The organism is Bacteroides sp. AF39-11AC, assembly GCF_003474285.1.
Classification (GTDB): Bacteria; Bacteroidota; Bacteroidia; order Bacteroidales; family Bacteroidaceae; genus Bacteroides.
In genome coordinates this window covers 249,209-269,664 of sequence record NZ_QROH01000010.1, presented here as the reverse complement: position 1 = coordinate 269,664, position 20,456 = coordinate 249,209, and the positions used below count along the sequence as shown (strand labels likewise).

Below are 20,456 nucleotides of genomic sequence, written 5' to 3'. Positions count from 1 at the left end.
AAATTCTCTTTTTAAACTGCTGCAAAGTTACGGCAACTATCTGCCGTTTCACGGTTCAAAAATCGAAGCAGGTTGTTCAAAATGTGGGATTTTCTTGTGTCAGAGCTTTTCATATGCTATCTTTGTACTTCAAAAACGGAACTTTATGAGTGAAGAATACCTGTTCCATACCCGTCGCCGGACGGATCTTCTTTCCTATCCCTGCAGGGCGGAGAAGGGAGAATTTCTGTTTTGTCTGCAGGGAGAGGTGCAGATTTATATAAACCAACAGAAGTATGCGTTGTCTGCCGGAAGTGTGATACTGGTATTTCCCGGACAGATTACGCTTTATAAAGATGCTACAGAAGATTTGGAACTGACGGTCTTTGCCTTTTCCAGTCAGTTCAGGCATGAGATTTTCTATTCGTTGCCTTCGGATAAAGTGTCTTTTATGCGCGAGCATAATTACAGTTCATTCCAGGGTGAGGAGTGGGACGGAGTGCGAAATCACTATCTGGAACTGTTACGCCGGAAGTCTGCGGATGATGGGAATGTGTACCAGCGCGAACTGATTGTTTATTGTTGCCGGATGCTGTTTTATGAGATTTGTAATCAGTCCGAAAGACTTTACCGGGAGACGAAGCCGAATCATCTGCGCTGGCGGTTGAAGGACCGGTTTATTGCGTTGGTAATAGAATCTTTCAGGGAACAGCGGTCGGTAGATTATTATGCAGATAAGCTTTGCGTCACGGGCAGGCATCTGAGTAAGACGATACAACAGACAGTGGGGTGCACAGCGAAGGAATGGATAGACGATTACGTGATACTTGAGCTGAAAGTGACGCTTCACTCTACAGCGCTTTCCATACAGGAGATAGCGAATCAGTTTAATTTTCCGGATCAATCATATTTAGGAAGATACTTCAAGCACCATACGGGGATGTCGCCAACGGCTTACAGGGAGAAGAGGGAAGACTTTCCGTCCGCAGATGAATAAAAAAGAAGGTGTGCTTCACGATAACGAAGCACACCTTTCTGCTATTTATATGAACCTGATAACATTACCAGCCCTCATTCTGCTCTATTACCGCACCTGTATTCGTATCGATTACTGTCTGTGGTATCGGGAATAGGTTCCATTTCGTAACCTTGGCCTTGTCCGACTTGAAGTACCCGCCCCAGAAAGGCTGGTCTGCTATGTACATGGCATGACTGTTGAGGCTTTCGATGCCGTCATTGCCCATGCGGAGCAGAGTTACCCATCTTCTTTCTTCACCGAATAACTCACGCACCCGTTCATCGAGGATGTATTGCAGCGTCATATCGTCTGCCGTAGCCAGTTTTGTACATTGTGCACGGTTTCTCAGCTTGTTGATGTCGGTGGCAGCAGCACCTTTGTCGCCTGCACGCAGGTTGGCTTCGGCACGGAGCAACAAGGTTTCTGCCGAACGGTGTGCATACTGGTCGCAATACATGTTAGAGCGGTTACCGCCGTCGGCCAGGTCGTCATATCCCCAGTCGTCAATCGGGGCCAGCTTGGTCCAGACGGGGAAGAGCTCTGTGATCTTTTGGGTATTGTAATCCAGCATTTCGTAAGGAACCGATTTGCCATACATGCTATGCTTCGTATCCATGCACACAAACTGGCGGCGGATGTTGCAGGGCGCATTGCGTATATCATCTTCGTAATCGCCTTCCCAAACATCACTGATCACATAAGTGGTAGGAGCCATATTAGCCACACCGCGTCCGCCTACGTAGGCCGATACGTTTCCGCCCGGATATATGCTTTCGTCGATATTGCCTGCCCATGGTCCGGCTGCTGCTCCGGCTTCGGCATATTCAGCTTTCCATACCACATCGCGGAGAACGGGAGACATTTCACGCGGATAACCTACGAAGTTGTTTCCGCCATATTCATGATAAACTGTATAATCGTTCTGCAAGGTCCACAATGCTTCCGTATTTCCTTCGGCGTAGTCATAGTTGCCTTCCTGGAAGAGGTCGAAAAATACATTGCCGTCTTCATAGTAAGCAGCCACACCATTCTTTGTTGTTCCCCCTCCCGGGATGCTGCGTGTACCGAAGCGCTCCGTCATCAACGGATGCAATGCCATCACTTTGTCGGCATATTCGATGGATTTCCGTAGGCATTCGGCGTCATTGCTCTTGATGGTGGCCAGTGCCAGATAGGCTTCGGCCAGGAAATGGTAAGCGACTCCCTTTGACACGCGCCCGGCTTCCGATGGATAATCGGGCAGTGCCGCAGCGGCAGCTTCCAGGTCGGTAATAGCGAAGTTATACGTTTCTTCGCGGCTGGAACGTACAAAGTCCAGTTTCAATGTCTGATAGAATTGATCTACCAAGGGCACTCCGCCAAACAATTCACCCATTGTCAGGTATCCATAACCGCGGAAAAACATGATTTCACCGTAAGCTTCATTGCGCTGTGCCTCGCTTTCCCAGGGCAGACCTTCCTTATTATAACCTTCTAGTGACTGGTTGGCATAATTCACCATCTGGAACATGGCGTCATAAATCTTGTTGGAATTGCTGTTGGTGCTCGACCAGTTGGCAAAGTTACAGTAGCCATTGCCCGTGCTGCGGAAGTAAGGAGTATCCAGCACATCAGTGCCCAGTCCTTTCAGAAAGTAATCTTGTTGATACCAGTAGCGGATGTGGATGTACAAGTTGGTGATACAAGCCTTCACCTGATCAATCGTTTCGTACGAGTTGTCGGTGGTGTAGATTGTTTTGGGCTTTTCCGTCAGGAATCCCTCATCGTCACAAGACGTCATCAGGCCGAGCATGGAAGCCGCGGCAGCTATGAATATGTATTTTTTTGTTTTCATCTTTAGTGTTTTTAGTAGAGTTAGAATGTTAAATTCAGACCAAACGAAACGGTACGCGACAACGGGTATCCGTAAGTGTAACCGCTACCCAGCGTTTGTTGAACTTCAGGGTCGCCGCCTTCCCATCCGGAGATGGTGAAAAGGTTCTTGCAAGCCATGTAAACCTTCAGATTCCCGATACCTGCTTTCTGTACCCAAGGCTGGCGGAAAGTATAGGACAGGCTGAGGTCTTGCAGACGCACGAAGCCATATCCTTGTAGCGGAGTGTAGCGTCCGTCGGTGTAGTTGATACGCGGATATTTGTTACTCTTGTTTTCGGGAGTCCACCAGCCGTGGTTGAAGTTATTGTCGCCCTGCACGTCGGAAGAAGTACGGAAAGCGTAGTAGTTTACAGCCTGTCCGTAGCCGTTTCCACCGAAGATGCCGGTGAACAACATATACAGTTCAAAGTCCTTGTAGCGGAATGTATTGCCGAAGCTCATGCGGAAGTTTTCTTTCTTGTATCCCAGGATGGTACGGTCGTCGGCTGTAATTTTACCGTCTTCGCTACCGTCCAGGTTGGCAAACTTCACGTCACCCGGTTCTGCACCGTTGGCTGCGATGTATTCGGTATCATCTTCTTGTACGATGCCGATATTTTTGTAGCCATAGATGGCACCCAGCGATTTGCCCAGGAAGAGGGAGTTCACAATATCGTCCTGTCCGTCACCGTAGAGTTCTTTCAGCTTGTTGCGGTTCATATAGAAAGTCAGTGTGGAACCCCAGTTGAAGTCCTTTGTCTGGATGTTGGTGGTATTCAGGTTGACTTCGATACCCCAGTTGTCTACGCGTCCCATGGTAGCTTTCATACTGGTCAGACCGTTAATCATTACCGGGATGTTACGGTTAAATATCTGATTGGTAGTCTTGGAGAAGTATCCATCGAATTCCAGGCGGATACGGTTGTCGAGTACACCCAGGTCGAAGCCATAGTTGAATGATTCGGTTTCTTCCCATCCCAGGTCGGTGTTACCCATGGAGGTGATGCGTTGTCCCCAGCTCACTAATGAAGTGTTACCGAACGGATAGCTGTAACCGCCCGATTGCCCCAGGGTAATTTTTGAAAGGGTTTCGTAAGGAGAAAGGCTTTGGTTGCCGTTCTTACCCCAGGATGCTTTCAGTTTCAGGTAGCTGATGGCTTTGATGTTCTTCATGAATTCCTCGTTGGAGGCAGTCCATGCCACACCTACTGCGGGGAATGTACCCCATTTGTTGTTGGCACCGAATACGCTGGAACCGTCACGGCGTACGGATACGCTCAGGTGGTACGTGTCGTTGTAGTTATAGTTGGCACGGCCCAGATAACCCACGTTGGTGTGGCGTGTATAGCTCAGACCGTTGATTTTCTGTGTGGTTGCCAGGTTCAGTCCGTCGTAGCTTAGATTGGTGTTACCCAGTGCGGCAAAGTCGGAACCGTCGAAGCGGCGGTAGCTGTATTCGTAAGAGTCACGCGTATATACGTAAGTAAGGTCTACATAGTGCTTGCCGAACTGGCGTTGCCAGTTGATAATATTATCTAATACCCATGATGTATTCTTTGTACGTGCACTGTAGCCGTTGGCTGAGGCCAGATAATCGGATACCGCAGATTCGGAATAGCGGTCATCGCCCGTACCTTCTTTCACATAATATCCTTCGTGCGTGAAGTAGTCTCGTTCGATGTTTTCTACGGAGTAGCTGCCGTTCAGGCGGTAAGTCAAACCTTCTACCCAGGGACATTTCACCAATACGTGTCCTTTCATAGAGGTAGTGGCATACGTGTCATGGTCGTCGATAGTACCGCTCTCTACATTCCACATCGGATTGATACGGTAAATACCTTCATTACAGGGGAATTTCTCCAATCCACCGCCATCGGCACGTTCGGCACGACCGTATGGGCTTAAACGGATGGCCTGGTAGAGGTCGTATACGCTGGCTCCCGAATAGTCGTTGTAGGCATAGTTCACTTGTCCGCCCACTTGCAACCAGTTGGTGATGTCCGTTTGGATACGTGCGGTCAATACGGTACGGTCATAGTCGTCACCTTTTACCACGCCTTCCTGGTCGGTATAAGTACCTGAGAGGTAGTAATTCATCTTTTCCGTGGCTCCCGAAACGGATGCTGAATAGTTTTGCATGATTCCGGTACGCGTGGAGTAGTCAAACCAGTCGATGGTATTTCCATTTTTGTAGTTCTCGTATTCGTACTCGCGCATCCATGTAGGATCGGCATCCTCTGCCAGACCACTCAACAGGTTTACTTTCTTTACATAATCTTCGGGACTTAACAAGTCTGGTTTTGCTGCTGCTGTAGAGAAGGCCCAGGAAGTGTTGACGTTGATGACGGGCTTACCCAACTTACCTTTCTTGGTAGTGATCATAATTACACCATTGGCAGCTTGCGAACCGTAGGCGGCGAGTGAAGTAGCATCTTTCAGGATACTCATGCTTTCGATAGTTGTCGGATCAATGTCGCGGAAGCTTCCCATATAGATCACACCGTCCATTACGATCAGTGGATCGGAACCACCATTTACCGATTTCTGACCACGAACCTGCAATGAAGGTGCCTGTCCTGCTCCTTGTTGCTGCGATACCGTGATACCGGTAGCCGTACCACGCAGAATGTCCATTGCGTTGGAGGTGGGCATCAGTGCCAACGGAGTTTCCGAGGCTTTTACGGTAGAAACCGAACCTGTAAAGTTCTTGCGCTTGGTAGTACCATAACCTACCACTACTACTTCATCCAGCATTTCGGCATCTTCTTTCATCTGTATGTCCATTACCTTTCCGGCAACAACAGGTAATTCCTGTGTCTGATAACCGATGTACGAAATAACTAATGTTGCGTTGGGAGTGACACTTAGGGTGAATTTGCCATCCAAATCAGTGATTGTGCCGTTCGATGTACCTTTTTCCAATACGCTGGCACCGATAATGGCTTCTCCTGTTGCATCCTTGATAATACCTGTGACGGTTTGTTTCTGTTGCTGAACTGCATGTACGGAAGTTACACTGTCTTCAGCCATTACTGCGAGGGGCTGAGCTGCGATGAAACCAGTGCAAAGCAATAAGGCTGTGAGGGCCTTCCGGTTTCTTTTGAACGAGTTTTCTTTCATCGTTTTTCTTTTTTTATTAGACTAAATAAGGTGATTGAATTAGTAATCCGGATAAATCGGCTCCCTCAATGAGAGGCCGGTTACCTAAAAAACTTGGAGAATTTCTTCTTTTCATTAATATTAGATTTTTTAGTTTTTATACTTTTGTCATTGCAAAATTAGATGCTAAAAGGAAAGCCATAGATAGAAAAATAGGCAAGTAGAATACAAAAATCGTTCAAGACGAATTATTGGTTGGTTTATGTTGAATTTTTAGTGCATCTTTGGGACTACTTCGTAAGGAACTATATACAGGTTTCAGGTTATTACTTTTAAAATAAAACAGATTCAAATGAAGAACACTCTGCTATTTCTGGGGCTGGTTATTCTTTTGGTTGCAAAATCGGAAGCACAACCCTATACGATTAAAAGACTGGGGGTAGAAGACGGGCTATCCAGCAATTACGTGGTGGGGATTACCCAGGATAAACAAGGATGTATGTGGTTTGCCACCGAGGGTGGGTTGAATAAATTTGATGGCAGGCAGTTTACGGTTTATAAAAAATATACCTCGAAGTTGAGTGCCAATGAACTGAACTGTGTGTGTGCCGATCCGCGCGACAATAAAGTGTGGATAGCTACCCAACGTGAAGGCCTGTGCGTGTTCGATTGTGATGCGGATACGTTCACTGTATACAGGGCGGGGGATGGCACTATTGCAACCAATGATATTACCAATATCATTCCTTCCTTCGATAAAAAAGGGTTATGGATTACCACTTATCATGTAGGTATCCATTATTATGATATCGAAACCGGGAAATTCACTCATTACTATGAACACAATGTGAAAGGACTGGGTGGATTGAAAAACTATATAGCCTGTGATGACGGTCGGGGAAATCTGTATGTCGGGCATGATGGCAAGGGGATGAGTGTCATTTCATTAAAAGATCATACAATAAAAAGGTATCAGCACGTTTCCGATGATCCGGATAGCCTTCCGGGAGGACTTGTCGTTGCCTTGTGTGTAGATGAACAAAGGAATATATGGGTAGGTACTAACAAAGGACTATCCATCTTTAATCCTGTAACCGAGAAGTTCACCACTTTCAGGCATATTCCGGGCGATGAGAACTCGTTGCTTTCCAATCAGGTGCTGGATATAAAACAGATGAGGGACGGGCGGTTGTGGATCTGCACCAATATGGGTGGTGTCAGTATACTTGATATGCAACAGAATGCATTTACTTCACCAACCCATATACATTTTCAGAATATACCTGCTACCAATGATGTACACGGTCTGTCGGGGCCTAATGCCAAATGTGCTTTTCAAGATAGCTTCGGGAACATCTGGCTGGGAAATTACCGGGGAGGAGTCGATTTTATAAGTTATGCACAGCCCATTTTTAATATGTTGCCCTACACGGTGGAAAGAGACGGTAAACAGAGTAGTAAGCAAGTTTGGGGATTGTTTGCAAAAGATGATAAAGTGTTGGTTGGTGGCGAAGGTGAGTTTGCTGTTTTTCAGAAGAATAAGCTGATAGATACTTTTTTATTGCGTTCTTATCAGACTCAATCCAATACTCATATTAATGTTGTGTACAAAGATTCTCAGGACCGGCTGTGGATGGGGACTTATCTGAACGGCATTCTTTTGTATGACCCGCAAAACAGGAAAATGACCCGTATCGGTAAAACGTCTCACGAGGAAACCCTGAATGTTCATTGTTTCTATGAAGATAAAAACGGGAGTATCTGGGTTGGGACGGAGAGCGGACTTTATATCTATGAAAACGGAAAGCTGGAAGTGGCAGGTTTCATTCAAAGTCAGCTGCCGGATACAAAGATACATGGTATCTTGCGGGATAAAGAAGATAAACTGTGGATAGGAACATTCGGCAAAGGTATTTCGGTATTCGATCCGAACAATAAGCTTATATATAATTTCGTGGTTGAAAATGGTTTCTGTTCGAATGCCGTCAACCATATGATGCAGGATTCCCGACAAAGGATATTAGTTGCTACGCGTGAGGGAGTGGTACTTTTCCATGATACGGCCAACCCGGAGGAGTATGAAATCTTTAAAGAACGGAATGGCCTGGAAAACAGTCAGGTGCGTGCTATTACTGAGGATAAGCTTCATCAAATATGGATCAGTACGAATGGTGGAGTCTCCCGGCTGGATGAGGCGAAGAAGGTGTTTTATAATTATAGCCATCACGACGGAGTGCCTATGGGTGATTTTATGAATGGGTCTACCTGCATGACTTCTGATGGCACCATGTATTTTGGTTCACAGAATGGTGCGTGTTATTTTAATCCCAAGGATATTCCTACTAATCGTGAGGTATCTTCTATTGCCATTACCCGTTTTTGTACGTATCACCGTATGAAAGAGAGTCATGACGAGGAATTGCCGATGCCTATTGCCGATGGGGAGATAAATTTGCCGTATAATCAGAATACATTCAAGATATCTTTCAATGTACTGGACTATACTCAAAGCCCGCAAGTAGAATTTACTTATATGCTGGAGGGGTTAGAAAAAGCCTGGTATAATACGCAAGGAGAGAATCAGGTAACTTTCCGTAATATTTCTCCCGGTACGTATGTCTTTAAAGTAAAGACACGTATTCGCAACCAGGAATGGGATGAGAAAGAGGCTTCGCTGGTGATTCATATACGGCCACCGTTCTGGCTCACATGGTATGCCAAACTGGTTTATGTATTGCTCTTTGTCCTGGCCCTCTATGGATTACTTAATTTCTATAAGCATAAGATAGATTTGGAAAGCTCATTGAATCTGGAACGCAGAAAAAGTCAGAATGACTTGGAACTGAACAATGAAAGGCTGCGTTTCTATACCAATATCACGCACGAGTTGCGTACACCGCTGACACTGATTCTGGGGCCATTGGAAGATCTGCTGAGTGACGGTACTCTGTCTCCCAAGCATGCCAATAAGATCAGTATCATTCACGATAGTGCTACCCGCCTGCTGAATCTAATCAATCGTATTCTGGAGTTCCGTAAAACAGAGACTCAAAACCGGAAACTGACAGTGGCAAGGGGAAATCTGGCGCAACTGGTACAGGAAATCGGGTTACGTTATAAAGAACTGAACCCCAACAATAAGGTGACTTACCACATCCATATTGAAACCGAAGATGCCGAGCTGTTCTATGATGTGGATATGATCACCATCATATTGGATAATTTATTGAGTAATGCCGTCAAATATACTTCGGAAGGAGAGATAACACTGACCTTGCGTTCGGTAGAGGAAATGCAGATAAAATATACGGAAATCAGTGTGAAAGACACCGGGCATGGCATTGAGCCGGAAGCATTGCCGCATATCTTCGACCGCTATTATCAGGCTAAAAGTAAGTTTCAGGCATCAGGTTCAGGTATTGGTCTGGCACTGGTGAAAGGGCTTACTGATTTGCACGAAGGTACGCTGAAAGTGGAGAGTACACCGGAAGTGGGAACCACCTTTACTTTGCGCCTGCTGACGGAAAACACTTATCCCAATGCCATTCATGTGGAGAGCAAGGTGAAAAAACTGCCCATTCCAACGGAGGATATAGCCGGAATGGAACCTGCTTTGGACGGATGTCCCATTGTGCTCGTGGTGGAGGATAACTCTGATATCCGTGAGTATATAAAAAGTTCGTTTGCTGATATTTATGAAGTGATTACTGCCAAAGACGGACAAGAGGGTTGGGAATTGGCACAAGCGCGGATTCCGAATGTTATAGTATCGGACATCATGATGCCGATTATGGATGGAGTGGAGCTTTGTAAGAAAGTAAAAGAGGATATGCGTACCAGTCATATTCCGGTAATCCTGCTGACGGCCAAGGATTCTTTGCATGACAAGGAGGAAGGCTATGCCTCGGGTGCGGATGCTTATCTGACAAAACCATTCAGTGCAAGACTGCTACATAGCTGCATTAATAACTTGCTGGAAACACGCAAGAAGATTGCTTCGCAATTATTGCTGGCCGATGTGAAACCAGCTCAGGAACAAGCTGTAAATTCATTGAACAGGCTGGATAATGAGTTTATGCAGAAAATTACGCAGATCATCGAGGAGAACATAGAGATGGAAAAGATGGATGTGGCTTTCATTGCAGACAAAATGTGTATGAGCCATTCTACCCTATATCGAAAAATTAAAGGCTTGGCAGATATGTCGGCCAATGAGTTTATTCGTAAGGTAAAGATGCGTAAAAGTGTGGAGATGTTGATATCCGGTGAATATACAATTTCAGAGATTTCCTATATGACGGGATTTAGTAGCGTGGCTTATTTCCGGCAATGTTTCAAGAATGAGTATGGGGTGTCACCTTCCGGATATGTAAAGCAGAAACAATAATAATGTATGAAGGCGCGGATTCCGCGCCTTCATACATTATTTAGTCTACCAAAGCAAAGTCCAGTTGTTTCTTCTCCAGGTTGGCACGTGCTACCTTGATGGTAATTGCATCGCCCAAGCTGTATGTGCGGTGTTTACGGCGTCCGCGCAGGCAGTAATTCTTTTCATCAAACTCGTAATAGTCATCATCGAGGTCGCGGATAGGTATCATACCTTCACACTTGTTTTCGTTCAGCTCTACGTACAGACCCCACTCCGTTACGCCGGAGATTACACCGTCGAATATCTGTCCCAGACGTTCCGTCATAAACTCTACCTGTTTGTACTTCACAGAAGCCCGTTCGGCATTGGCGGCTATCTGCTCCATGTTGCTGGAATGGTCGCAAAGATCTTCGTACTTAGTTTCGGAAACACTGCGTCCGCCATCCAGGTATTTGGTGAGCAGGCGGTGTACCATCATATCCGGGAACCGGCGGATGGGGGAGGTGAAATGTGTATAGTAATCGAATGCCAATCCGTAGTGCCCGATGTTATGCGTGGAATAACGCGCTTTCTGCATGGCACGGATGGATACGGTTTCGATAAGGTTCTCTTCTTTCTTCCCTTGAATATCATCCAGTAAGTGGTTGATGGACTTGGATACATCCGTCTTCGTACCGCTGGTGCGCAGTTTGTAGCCGAATCGGGCAATGAATTGCGCCAGGTTATCCAGCTTTTCCGGGTCCGGAAGATCGTGGATACGATAAGGGAATACCTTTGCTTTCTTGTTTTTCGGTACGCGACCGATCTTCTCGGCTACGGTACGGTTGGCAAGCAGCATGAACTCTTCTACCAGCTTATTGGCATCCTGGGACACTTTGAAGTAAACGCTGATGGGTTTGCCTTTTGCGTCTATCTCGAACTTCACTTCGTAGCGGTCGAAGTTGATGGCTCCGGATACGAAACGCTTTTGGCGTAATGCCTTGGCTATGGTATCCAGCATCAGGATTTCTTCCTTGAAGTCACCTTCTTTAGTTTCAATCACCTGTTGTGCTTCCTCGTAAGTGAAGCGGCGGTCGGACTTGATTACCGTATGTACTACGCGTGAATCCTTCACATCTCCTTTTTCATTGATCTCAAAGATGACCGAGTATGCCAGTTTCTCTTCATCGGGACGCAGGGAGCAGATGAAGTTACAGAGGCGTTCGGGAAGCATCGGGATGGTACGGTCTACCAGATAAACAGATGTGGCACGCTTTTCAGCTTCTTTATCGATGATGCTGCCCTCGGTGACGTAGTGGGTGACATCGGCAATGTGTACACCTACTTCCCACAAGCCATCCTTTATTTTACGGATAGAGAGAGCATCGTCGAAGTCCTTGGCATCTTTCGGGTCGATGGTGAAAGTAGTCACATTCCGGAAGTCCTCGCGCTTGGCAATCTCTTCGGCAGAAATCTCGGCAGGGATTCTGTCCGCAGCTTTTTCTACGGATGAAGGGTAAACGTAAGGTAAACCGAATTCGGCGAGGATAGCGTGCATCTCGGTGGTATTGTCGCCTGCTTTACCCAGAATGTCGATGACTTGCCCGATGGGGTTTTTGGCTTTGTCGGGCCATTCCACCACTTTCACGATGGCCTTATCACCTGTCTTTCCGCCTTTCAGCTTCTCTTTCGGGATAAAGATATCGTTGGCAAGCGTACGGTTTTCCGTTACGAGGAAAGCATATGAACTGCCTACTTCCAATGTACCGACAAAGGTATCGTTGGCGCGTTCCAGTATTTCGATGACTTCCCCTTCGGCTTCACGTCCACGACGCTTGGCATAGAAGGAGATGCGTACTTTGTCATTGTTCATTGCGTGTGCCGAGTTACGTTCGGCAACGAATATCGGATCGCCGCCACCTTCGGGAATGAAAGAGTTCTTTCCGTTACTTTTGCGCTGGAAGGTACCCACCATTTCTACACCGTGGTTGTTCAGTTTATACTTGCTTTTATCCACTTCGGTGATGTAGTCGTCCAGCAACAGGTCACTCAGGATATCCCTGCACAACATCTTCAGTGGATGCGTGGTGAGGTGAAGTTGTTCAAATATGTATTTTAGAGACAGTACTTCGTCGGGTTTTGAATGGAAAAAATCCATTAGCGCGGCGATGAGTTCTTTTTTCTTCATCCGTTTGCCGGCTTTCTTTTCTTTGTTCTTGGTCATATATTTAAAAGTTTTTAGTTACGAGTTGTAGGTTACAAGTATAAAAACTGCTACAATAAGTATTGGACTGCATAGTACTTGTAGCTTGTAGCTCGTAACCTGTAGCTAACTCACGCCTACAAAGTAAACAAATAATTGCTATCAGTCGTTCAATCTACCCCCAAAATATTCTTTGTTGGTAGAAAATAACCGGTAAATTGCAGAAGCAAACGGATTTATGTACTATATTTGCAACGATTTATAAAAACGGCTGGATGATGGAACAAGCGTTGGATAAGCAAAACACCGAACGGGAAAAAGGTATTTACCGGGTGACCGTGGTGGGTAGCATTGTAAACTTCCTCTTGCTTGTGTTCAAGTTCTTTGCCGCTTTTTTCGGTCATAGTGCTGCTATGCTGGCAGATGCGGTTCATTCATTGTCGGACTTTGTCACTGACATTATAGTGATTGTATTTGTACGCATATCTGCCAAGCCCGAGGATGAAAGCCACGATTACGGGCACGGAAAGTACGAGACATTGGCTACGGCTATTATCGGTATTCTGTTGCTGTTTGTGGGATTTGGCATTCTCTGGAGCGGTGCATCGTCCATTTATCGTTTCTTGCAGGGAGATTCTTTGCAGGAACCGGGTATCCTGGCGCTGGCAGCGGCGTTGATATCCATTGTTTCAAAGGAAGTTCTTTATCACTATACAGTATTCAAGGGGAAGAAATTGAACTCACAGGCGGTGATTGCCAATGCGTGGCACCACCGGAGTGATGCACTTTCTTCCATCGGTACAGCTATCGGTATTGGTGGTGCTATTTTGCTGGGACCCCATTGGCGGGTACTCGACCCGATAGCGGCAGTGGTGGTGAGCTTCTTTATAATGAAAGTCTCTATCCGGTTGCTTATACCTTGTGTAGATGAACTACTGGAGAAATCGTTGCCTGCCGAGGTGGAAGACCGGATACAGGAGATCATTCTGTCGTTTCCCGGTGTCAGTTCACCGCATCATTTGCGCACACGCCGTATTGGGAGCTATTGTGCCATCGAAGTACATGTGCGTATGGATGGCAAGATTCCTTTGGAAGAGGCACACCGGACAGCGACGGAAATAGAGAACAAGCTGAAAGAGATGTTCGGTAGGGGTACACATGTGGGTATTCATGTCGAACCGTTGAAATAGTGACAAGCGGTTAGTGATAAATGATTAGCAGGTTTCCTGTGCTAATCACTTGTCACTAAACACTAATCACTCTATACATTTGTTTAACGTAAAGAGTAACGGGTGGAAAGTATATTAATTACAGGAGCCAGCGGATTTATTGGAAGTTTCATCGTGGAAGAAGCGTTGAAGCGGAAGTTCGGCGTGTGGGCGGGTATCCGTTCTAGCAGTAGCCGGGAGTATTTGCGCAACCGTAAGATACATATCCTTGAACTGGACTTTGCACATCCCAATGAACTGCGTGCCCAACTTTCCGGACACAAAGGAACGTATAACAAGTTTGATTATATCATCCATTGTGCCGGTGTAACCAAGTGTACCGATAAACGGGAATTCGACCGGGTGAATTATTTGCAGACGAAATATTTCGTCGATACTCTTCGCGAGCTGAACATGATACCGAAACAGTTTATTTATATTAGTACGCTGAGCGTATTCGGTCCTATTCATGAGAAAACTTACCAACCGATTACAGAGGAAGATTCGCCCCTGCCCAATACCGCTTACGGATTGAGCAAACTCAAAGCCGAGCTTTATTTGCAAAGTATTCCCGGCTTCCCCTATGTTATTTATCGTCCTACGGGAGTATATGGCCCGCGTGAAAAAGATTACTACCTGATGGCTAAGTCCATCAAGCAACATACGGATTTTGCAGTCGGTTTCCGCCGTCAGGATCTGACATTTATTTATGTGAAAGATATTGTGCAGGCTGTGTTCCTCGGCATCGAGAAACAGGTATGCCGCCGTGCCTATTTCCTGGCAGACGGTCAGGTGTATCGTAGCCGTGCTTTTTCCGATTTGATACGGAAAGAATTGGGTAATCCGTTTGTAATTCGGGTGATATGTCCGTTAATTGTGCTGAAAGTTGTATCTTTGCTCGCTGAATCCTGGGCAAGGTGGAACAAGATACCAAGTACGCTCAATTCTGATAAGTATAACATAATGAAACAACGCAATTGGCAATGTGACATTACCCCGGCTGTAAAAGAGTTGGGATTTGCGCCCCGGTATAATCTGGAGCAAGGCGTGAAGGAAACCGTTGCCTGGTATAAGAACGAGGGATGGCTTTAGATTTATTTAAAAAGGTAGAAACCCGGAAAGGGTTGTTTGCAGTCGAGAAGATAACACTTATATATAATCTGTTGACTTCTATTTTGATCTTGTTTCTTTTCCAGGAAATGGATCATCCTGTACAGATGCTGATTGATCGTGCCATGATTGCCGGCATGACATTCCTGTTGATGTATCTTTACCGGCTGGCACCCTGTAAGTTCTCTGCTTTTGTGCGTATTGCCATCCAGATGTCCCTGCTCTCTTATTGGTACCCCGATACATTTGAGTTTAACCGGATATTCCCGAACCTTGACCATGTTTTTGCTTCGGCCGAACAGTGGCTGTTCAACGGACAACCGGCAGTATGGTTCTGTCTTCGTTTTCCGCAGATGTGGGTGAGTGAGCCGTTTAATATGGGGTATTTCTTCTACTATCCGATGATTCTGATTGTGGTGCTCTGGTACTTTATCTACCGTTTTCAGTACTTCGAAAAGTTATCATTCGTGTTGGTCACTTCGTTCTTTATCTATTATCTGGTTTATATCTTTGTTCCGGTGGCAGGCCCGCAATTCTATTTTCCGGCTATCGGAGATGATAATGTGGCGCAAGGGGTGTTCCCTTCCATCGGAGATTACTTCAACCATAATCAGGAGTTGCTGCCCGGACCGGGATACGACCATGGGTTCTTCTACAACCTGGTAGAGGGGTCACAGCAAATTGGTGAGCGTCCTACGGCGGCTTTTCCCAGTTCACATGTGGGTATCTCCACGCTCCTGATGATTATGGCATGGCGTGGCAGTCGCTGGCTGTTTGCATGTCTGTTTCCATTTTATATACTGCTTTGCTGTGCCACAGTGTATATCCAGGCACATTATCTCATCGACTCGATTGTAGGGTTCATCTCAGCTTTCGGCCTGTATGTGGTGGTGACGTGGATGTTTAAGAGATGGTTCGCACAGCCAATGTTTAAGTAACTGTGTGATAGAATCCCCCTTTGAATATATTTAAGACAGTAACGGACTGATTGTATCGAATATACGAAACAACTCTTCTTTCGTTTCTGCCCGTAGCATAGCGATGCGTGTATCCCGGAAATTGGGTATTCCCTTAAACAACGGACTTGCTGCCAGATGGCGGCGTACATGCAGAATCCCTCTTCGTTCATCCAACAGATTGACGCTGTCTACTACTTCCTGACGTAATACACTCAATTTCCACTCCGCACTCAGCGGAGGCAATTCCTCGCCTGTTTCCAGATAATGCCTTACTTCCTTGAATATCCACGGACGGCCGAAGCTGGCGCGGCCTATCATGATTGCGTCTACTCCGTAAAGCTCAAAACATTCTTTTGCCCTTTGAGGGGTAGTGACATCTCCGTTACCGATAATGGGAATGTGTATCCGCGGGTTCTTCTTCACCTCACCGATAAGTGTCCAGTCTGCTTCACCGGTGTACATTTGTGCACGGGTACGCCCATGAATGGTGAGGGCGGCAATACCGCAATCCTGTAACTGCTCGGCAAGATCTACGATGATTTTATTGTTGGCATCCCAGCCCAAACGGGTTTTTACGGTGACGGGTATCTTTACGGCATCTACTACGGCACGGGTAATTTCAAGCATCTTGGGAATATTCTGTAACATACCTGCACCTGCACCCTTGCCTGCTACGCGCTTTACGGGACAGCCAAAGTTAATATCAAGAATATCCGGTCGTGCTTCTTCCACAATACGTGCGGCTTCCACCATGGTCTCTGTGTCTTTACCATATATCTGTATGGCTACGGGGCGTTCTTCGTCACTGATATTCAGTTTCTGCTCGGTTTTGCTGACGGAACGTATCAGGGCATCTGCCGATACAAATTCAGTGTACACCATATTGGCGCCAAACTTCTTGCACATCAGTCGGAATGCGGGGTCGGTGACGTCCTCCATCGGAGCTAAAAATATGGGGCGTTCGCCCAGATCTATGTGGCCTATCTTCATGGATGAATTGAACTAAATGATTATTTCGCTGCAAAAATACGGAAAAAAGCCTACCTTTGTATCATTCATTTATTTAACTATTATAGAATTATGAGAAAAGGTTTGGTTTTAGTAGTGATGTGTGTAGCCATGCTGTTTGCTGCTGCACCTTCTGTTTCTGCACAGGCTCCAAATGACGAGTACAAGGCTACATTGGAAAAAATGCTTGAATTATCCGGTTCTATGGCATCTGCAAAGGCTATGGTACCACAGATGATAGCTATGTTGAAACAACAGTCGCCTTCGGCTTCAACCGCTTTCTGGGATGGTTTCCAGAAGAAGTGGGAAACTAAATTCGGAAGTAAGCTGGCGGAACTTTATGCTCCTGTCTATCAGAAGTATCTCACATTGGATGATTTGAAGAAAATCGTTGCTTTTTATGAAACACCTGTCGGAAAGAAGCTGGGTGCATCTACGCCTGCTATGATGACCGAAGGTATGCAGATCGGACAACAGCTGGGCATGGAGATTGCCACAGAACTCCAGAAAGACCTGGATGCACAGGGAAACAAATGATAATTAGTGATTTTTTTGATTTAAGTATAAATGAACCTTACTATAAAAGATTTTGAAATCATGGCACCCGTCGGCTCGCGCGAATCACTCGCAGCGGCTATCCAGGCGGGTGCCGATTCCATCTATTTCGGCATTGAGAACCTGAATATGCGTGCCCGTTCGGCGAATACTTTCACCGTCGACGACCTGAAGGAAATAGCGCATACGTGCGATGAGCACGGGATGAAAAGTTATCTCACCGTTAATACCATTATTTACGACCAAGACCTGGCGCTGATGCGTACCATTGTAGATGCGGCAAAAGCAGCCGGTATCTCTGCAGTGATTGCTGCGGATGTGGCTGTGATGAGTTATGCACGGCAGATAGATCAGGAAGTGCATCTCTCCACACAATTGAATATTTCGAATGTGGAAGCACTGCGCTTTTATGCACAGTTTGCTGACGTAGTGGTGTTGGCACGCGAATTGAATCTGGAACAGGTAGCCGAGATTTACCGTCATATCTGCGAAGAGAATATCTGCGGACCAAACGGAAAACCTATCCGTATCGAGATGTTTTGCCACGGTGCACTTTGCATGGCAGTGTCCGGAAAATGTTATCTTTCACTTCACGAGATGAACCACTCGGCTAACCGTGGTGCCTGTATGCAAGTGTGCCGCCGCTCTTACACGGTACGTGATAAAGAGACGGATGTGGAACTGGAAGTGGACAATCAGTATATCATGTCTCCCAAAGACCTGAAAACCATCCATTTTATGAATAAGATGCTGGATGCAGGCGTGCGGGTATTCAAAATAGAAGGGCGTGCCCGTGGACCGGAGTATGTCCGTACGGTAGTGGAGTGCTATAAAGAGGCAATCCGCTCTTATCTGGACGGTACGTTTACCGATGAAAAGATTGCTGCATGGGATGAACGATTGAAAACAGTATTCAACCGTGGCTTCTGGGATGGCTATTATCTGGGACAACGCCTTGGCGAGTGGACAAAGAACTACGGTTCTGCGGCTACGGAACGGAAAATATATGTAGGCAAAGGCATTAGATATTTCTCCAATATCGGTGTGGCAGAATTTTTGGTAGAAGCTGCGGAGTTGAATGTGGGGGATAAGTTACTGATTACCGGTCCCACTACAGGTGCAGTGTTTACTACGCTCGATGAGGCCCGTGTTGATCTGAAACCTGTGCAAACGGTGAAGAAAGGGCAGCATTTCTCGATGAAAGCGGACAAAATACGTCCCAGTGACAAACTTTACAAGTTGGTTTCTACGGAAGAATTAAAGAAATTCAAAGGACTGGATATTGAAAAAACTCGCGGATGATACACTTATGATACACTATTGGTGTTTATGCCGTTTTTAGGGATAAAGTGTATCATAAGTGTATCACAGTGTATCATAAGTGTATCACAAGTGTTTCATAAATGTATCACAAGTGTCTCATAAGTGTCTCACAAGTGTCTCGTAAATGTATCACATGTGTCTCATAAGTGTCTCATCTTGGGATTAAAGAGTATAGTATGGAAAAATATATCTATGAGTTGGAAATGAAGGTGCGGGATTACGAATGTGACCTGCAAGGTATTGTGAATAATGCGAATTACCAGCATTATCTGGAACATACGCGCCATGAATTTCTGTTGTCAACAGGCGTGAGTTTCGCCAAGTTGCATGAACAGGGAGTAGACCCGGTAGTGGCACGCATCAATATGGCATTTAAAACTCCACTAAAGAGTGGCGATGAGTTCATTTCCAAACTTTACATGAAAAAGGAAAGTATTAAGTATGTTTTCTATCAGGATATCTTCCGGAAAAGTGATGATAAAATAGCGATTAAAGCGGTGGTTGAAACGGTCTGTGTGGTGAACGGACGTTTGAGCGACAGTGAACTGTTTGATAAAATCTTTGAACCCTATCTTACCGCTAATCACTAAGCACTCTCCCACTAATCACTCACTTACATGAACAACGATGAACGTATTTGCAGTATAGCACTTACACTTTGCCCCGGTATAGGACATATCGGGGCAAAGCGTTTAATAGACGGTATGGGTAGTGCTGCCGAAGTCTTCCGTCAGCGTAAAGAATTGCCCGAGCTCCTTCCCGGTGTAAGTCCCGCTGTGGCTGCTGCACTTGATAACCCCGCAGCTTTTCTACGTGCCGAACATGAGATGGAATTTGTGGAGAAGAATCGCCTGACCTGCCTTACGTTAAAAGACGAATCTTATCCTTCTCGCTTGCGTGAGTGTGAAGATGCTCCGGTAGTTCTATTCTTCAAGGGTAATACTGATTTCAACCGTCTTCGCGTTATTGATATGGTAGGCACCCGCAATGCTACGGAATATGGCAAACAGTTTTGTGAAGACTTTCTTCGTGATTTGTCTGCTTCCTGTCCCGATGTCCTGGTTGTGAGTGGCCTGGCTTATGGCATTGATATTCATTCACATCGTGCGGCGCTGGCTAACCATCTTTCCACAGTGGCGGTTCTGGCCCATGGACTGGACCGTATATATCCTTATGTCCATCGTAAAACAGCTATTGATATGTTAGAGAATGGTGGCCTTCTTACCGAGTTTCTAACAGAGACCAATCCTGACCGCCACAATTTTGTAAGTCGTAATCGTATTGTAGCAGGTATGAGCGATGCTACCATTGTGGTAGAATCAGCCGATAAAGGCGGTTCTCTTATTACGGCGGACCTTGCCGTAGGCTATCACCGTGATTGTTTTGCTGTCCCGGGACGCATTTCTGATGCTTCTTCGAGGGGATGTAATTTGCTGATACGTGATAATAAAGCTGCTCTCATCCAGTCTGCCGCAGATTTTATAGAAGCTATGGGCTGGAAGTCTGCCGGAGAATCGGCTAAGCCGGAAGGTATCCAACGGGATCTTTTCCCCGAACTGAGTGAAGAAGAGGAGCGTATTGTCGGCATTCTTACCCGCCAAGGAGATCTGCATGTCAATGCACTGGTAGTAGAAGCCGATATTCCCGTAAACCGTATGACTGGTTTGCTTTTTGAATTAGAGATGAAAGGGGTGGTAAAGGCATTAGTGGGAGGAATGTATCATTTGTTGGCATAGGTAATACTATGAATTATTTTTTTTCTATTTTTGTTCCCATAATCAGATCACAGTGC

Annotated in this window: 13 protein-coding genes; 9 read left to right on the top strand and 4 right to left on the bottom strand. The window is 45.9% G+C overall.

Going from position 1 to position 20,456, the window contains the following annotated elements; translation table 11 throughout:
* The first annotated feature begins 145 nt into the window (after positions 1–145).
* Positions 146–976, top strand: a complete 831-nt coding sequence (locus tag DW036_RS21570) for an AraC family transcriptional regulator (protein ID WP_118466140.1) — start codon at positions 146–148, stop codon at positions 974–976.
* A gap of 64 nt (positions 977–1,040) precedes the next feature.
* Here the strand turns inward: DW036_RS21570 and DW036_RS21565 are convergent, their stop codons facing one another.
* Together DW036_RS21565 and DW036_RS21560 are read right to left on the bottom strand one after the other, a co-directional pair.
* A complete protein-coding gene (locus tag DW036_RS21565; RefSeq protein ID WP_118466139.1) occupies positions 1,041–2,831 on the bottom strand; it encodes a RagB/SusD family nutrient uptake outer membrane protein in 1,791 nt (596 codons plus the stop codon).
* 20 nt (positions 2,832–2,851) lie between these two features.
* Positions 2,852–5,971, bottom strand: a complete 3,120-nt coding sequence (locus tag DW036_RS21560) for a TonB-dependent receptor (protein WP_118466138.1) — start codon at positions 5,969–5,971, stop codon at positions 2,852–2,854.
* Positions 5,972–6,302: 331 nt separating this feature from the next.
* Here DW036_RS21560 and DW036_RS21555 point away from each other — a divergent pair, with 331 nt between their 5' ends.
* The gene (locus tag DW036_RS21555) at positions 6,303–10,337 is read left to right on the top strand and encodes a hybrid sensor histidine kinase/response regulator transcription factor (RefSeq protein ID WP_118466137.1); all 4,035 of its coding nucleotides are present in this window, start codon (positions 6,303–6,305) and stop codon (positions 10,335–10,337) included.
* Between the two features lie 40 nt (positions 10,338–10,377).
* Here DW036_RS21555 and rnr read toward each other — a convergent pair whose 3' ends face one another.
* On the bottom strand, positions 10,378–12,522 hold the full coding sequence (gene rnr / locus DW036_RS21550; protein WP_022393085.1) for a ribonuclease R: 2,145 nt from the start codon (positions 12,520–12,522) through the stop codon (positions 10,378–10,380).
* A gap of 254 nt (positions 12,523–12,776) precedes the next feature.
* Here rnr and DW036_RS21545 point away from each other — a divergent pair, with 254 nt between their 5' ends.
* The 3 genes from DW036_RS21545 (at position 12,777) to DW036_RS21535 (ending at position 15,757) form a co-directional block, all read left to right on the top strand.
* Positions 12,777–13,691 carry a cation diffusion facilitator family transporter gene (locus DW036_RS21545; protein WP_187374656.1) on the top strand — a complete coding sequence of 305 codons (915 nt, stop codon included), beginning with the start codon at positions 12,777–12,779 and terminating at the stop codon, positions 13,689–13,691.
* A 102-nt stretch (positions 13,692–13,793) separates the two neighbouring features.
* On the top strand, positions 13,794–14,801 hold the full coding sequence (locus DW036_RS21540; protein ID WP_118466136.1) for an NAD(P)-dependent oxidoreductase: 1,008 nt from the start codon (positions 13,794–13,796) through the stop codon (positions 14,799–14,801).
* Positions 14,792–15,757 carry a phosphatase PAP2 family protein gene (locus tag DW036_RS21535; protein WP_118222462.1) on the top strand — a complete coding sequence of 322 codons (966 nt, stop codon included), beginning with the start codon at positions 14,792–14,794 and terminating at the stop codon, positions 15,755–15,757. The genes DW036_RS21540 and DW036_RS21535 overlap by 10 nt, the downstream gene beginning before the upstream one ends.
* A 30-nt stretch (positions 15,758–15,787) precedes the next feature.
* Here the strand turns inward: DW036_RS21535 and dusB are convergent, their stop codons facing one another.
* Complete coding sequence (dusB, locus tag DW036_RS21530; protein WP_118466135.1) at positions 15,788–16,768, bottom strand: tRNA dihydrouridine synthase DusB; 981 nt, start codon at positions 16,766–16,768, stop codon at positions 15,788–15,790.
* A 90-nt stretch (positions 16,769–16,858) separates the two neighbouring features.
* Here dusB and DW036_RS21525 point away from each other — a divergent pair, with 90 nt between their 5' ends.
* From DW036_RS21525 to dprA, 4 genes are all read left to right on the top strand, one after another.
* Positions 16,859–17,323, top strand: a complete 465-nt coding sequence (locus DW036_RS21525) for a DUF2059 domain-containing protein (protein WP_022393080.1) — start codon at positions 16,859–16,861, stop codon at positions 17,321–17,323.
* 30 nt (positions 17,324–17,353) lie between these two features.
* Positions 17,354–18,643 (top strand): peptidase U32 family protein, encoded by a 1,290-nt coding sequence (locus tag DW036_RS21520; protein WP_118466134.1) that lies wholly within the window; start codon positions 17,354–17,356, stop codon positions 18,641–18,643.
* A gap of 197 nt (positions 18,644–18,840) precedes the next feature.
* Positions 18,841–19,254: a thioesterase family protein gene (locus DW036_RS21515; RefSeq protein WP_118420814.1), complete on the top strand. Its 414-nt coding sequence runs from the start codon at positions 18,841–18,843 to the stop codon at positions 19,252–19,254.
* A gap of 27 nt (positions 19,255–19,281) precedes the next feature.
* Positions 19,282–20,400 (top strand): DNA-processing protein DprA, encoded by a 1,119-nt coding sequence (gene dprA / locus DW036_RS21510; protein WP_118466133.1) that lies wholly within the window; start codon positions 19,282–19,284, stop codon positions 20,398–20,400.
* The last annotated feature ends 56 nt before the right edge of the window (positions 20,401–20,456 follow it).

What these genes read in the sequence shown, in the direction of transcription:
- DW036_RS21570 (WP_118466140.1), top strand. Translation starts at nt 146, where the DNA reads ATGAGTGAAGAATACCTGTTCCATACCCGTCGCCGGACGGATCTTCTT.
- DW036_RS21565 (WP_118466139.1), bottom strand. Translation starts at nt 2,831, where the DNA reads ATGAAAACAAAAAAATACATATTCATAGCTGCCGCGGCTTCCATGCTC.
- DW036_RS21560 (WP_118466138.1), bottom strand. Translation starts at nt 5,971, where the DNA reads ATGAAAGAAAACTCGTTCAAAAGAAACCGGAAGGCCCTCACAGCCTTA.
- DW036_RS21555 (WP_118466137.1), top strand. Translation starts at nt 6,303, where the DNA reads ATGAAGAACACTCTGCTATTTCTGGGGCTGGTTATTCTTTTGGTTGCA.
- rnr (WP_022393085.1), bottom strand. Translation starts at nt 12,522, where the DNA reads ATGACCAAGAACAAAGAAAAGAAAGCCGGCAAACGGATGAAGAAAAAA.
- DW036_RS21545 (WP_187374656.1), top strand. Translation starts at nt 12,777, where the DNA reads ATGATGGAACAAGCGTTGGATAAGCAAAACACCGAACGGGAAAAAGGT.
- DW036_RS21535 (WP_118222462.1), top strand. Translation starts at nt 14,792, where the DNA reads ATGGCTTTAGATTTATTTAAAAAGGTAGAAACCCGGAAAGGGTTGTTT.
- dusB (WP_118466135.1), bottom strand. Translation starts at nt 16,768, where the DNA reads ATGAAGATAGGCCACATAGATCTGGGCGAACGCCCCATATTTTTAGCT.
- DW036_RS21525 (WP_022393080.1), top strand. Translation starts at nt 16,859, where the DNA reads ATGAGAAAAGGTTTGGTTTTAGTAGTGATGTGTGTAGCCATGCTGTTT.
- DW036_RS21520 (WP_118466134.1), top strand. Translation starts at nt 17,354, where the DNA reads ATGAACCTTACTATAAAAGATTTTGAAATCATGGCACCCGTCGGCTCG.
- DW036_RS21515 (WP_118420814.1), top strand. Translation starts at nt 18,841, where the DNA reads ATGGAAAAATATATCTATGAGTTGGAAATGAAGGTGCGGGATTACGAA.
- dprA (WP_118466133.1), top strand. Translation starts at nt 19,282, where the DNA reads ATGAACAACGATGAACGTATTTGCAGTATAGCACTTACACTTTGCCCC.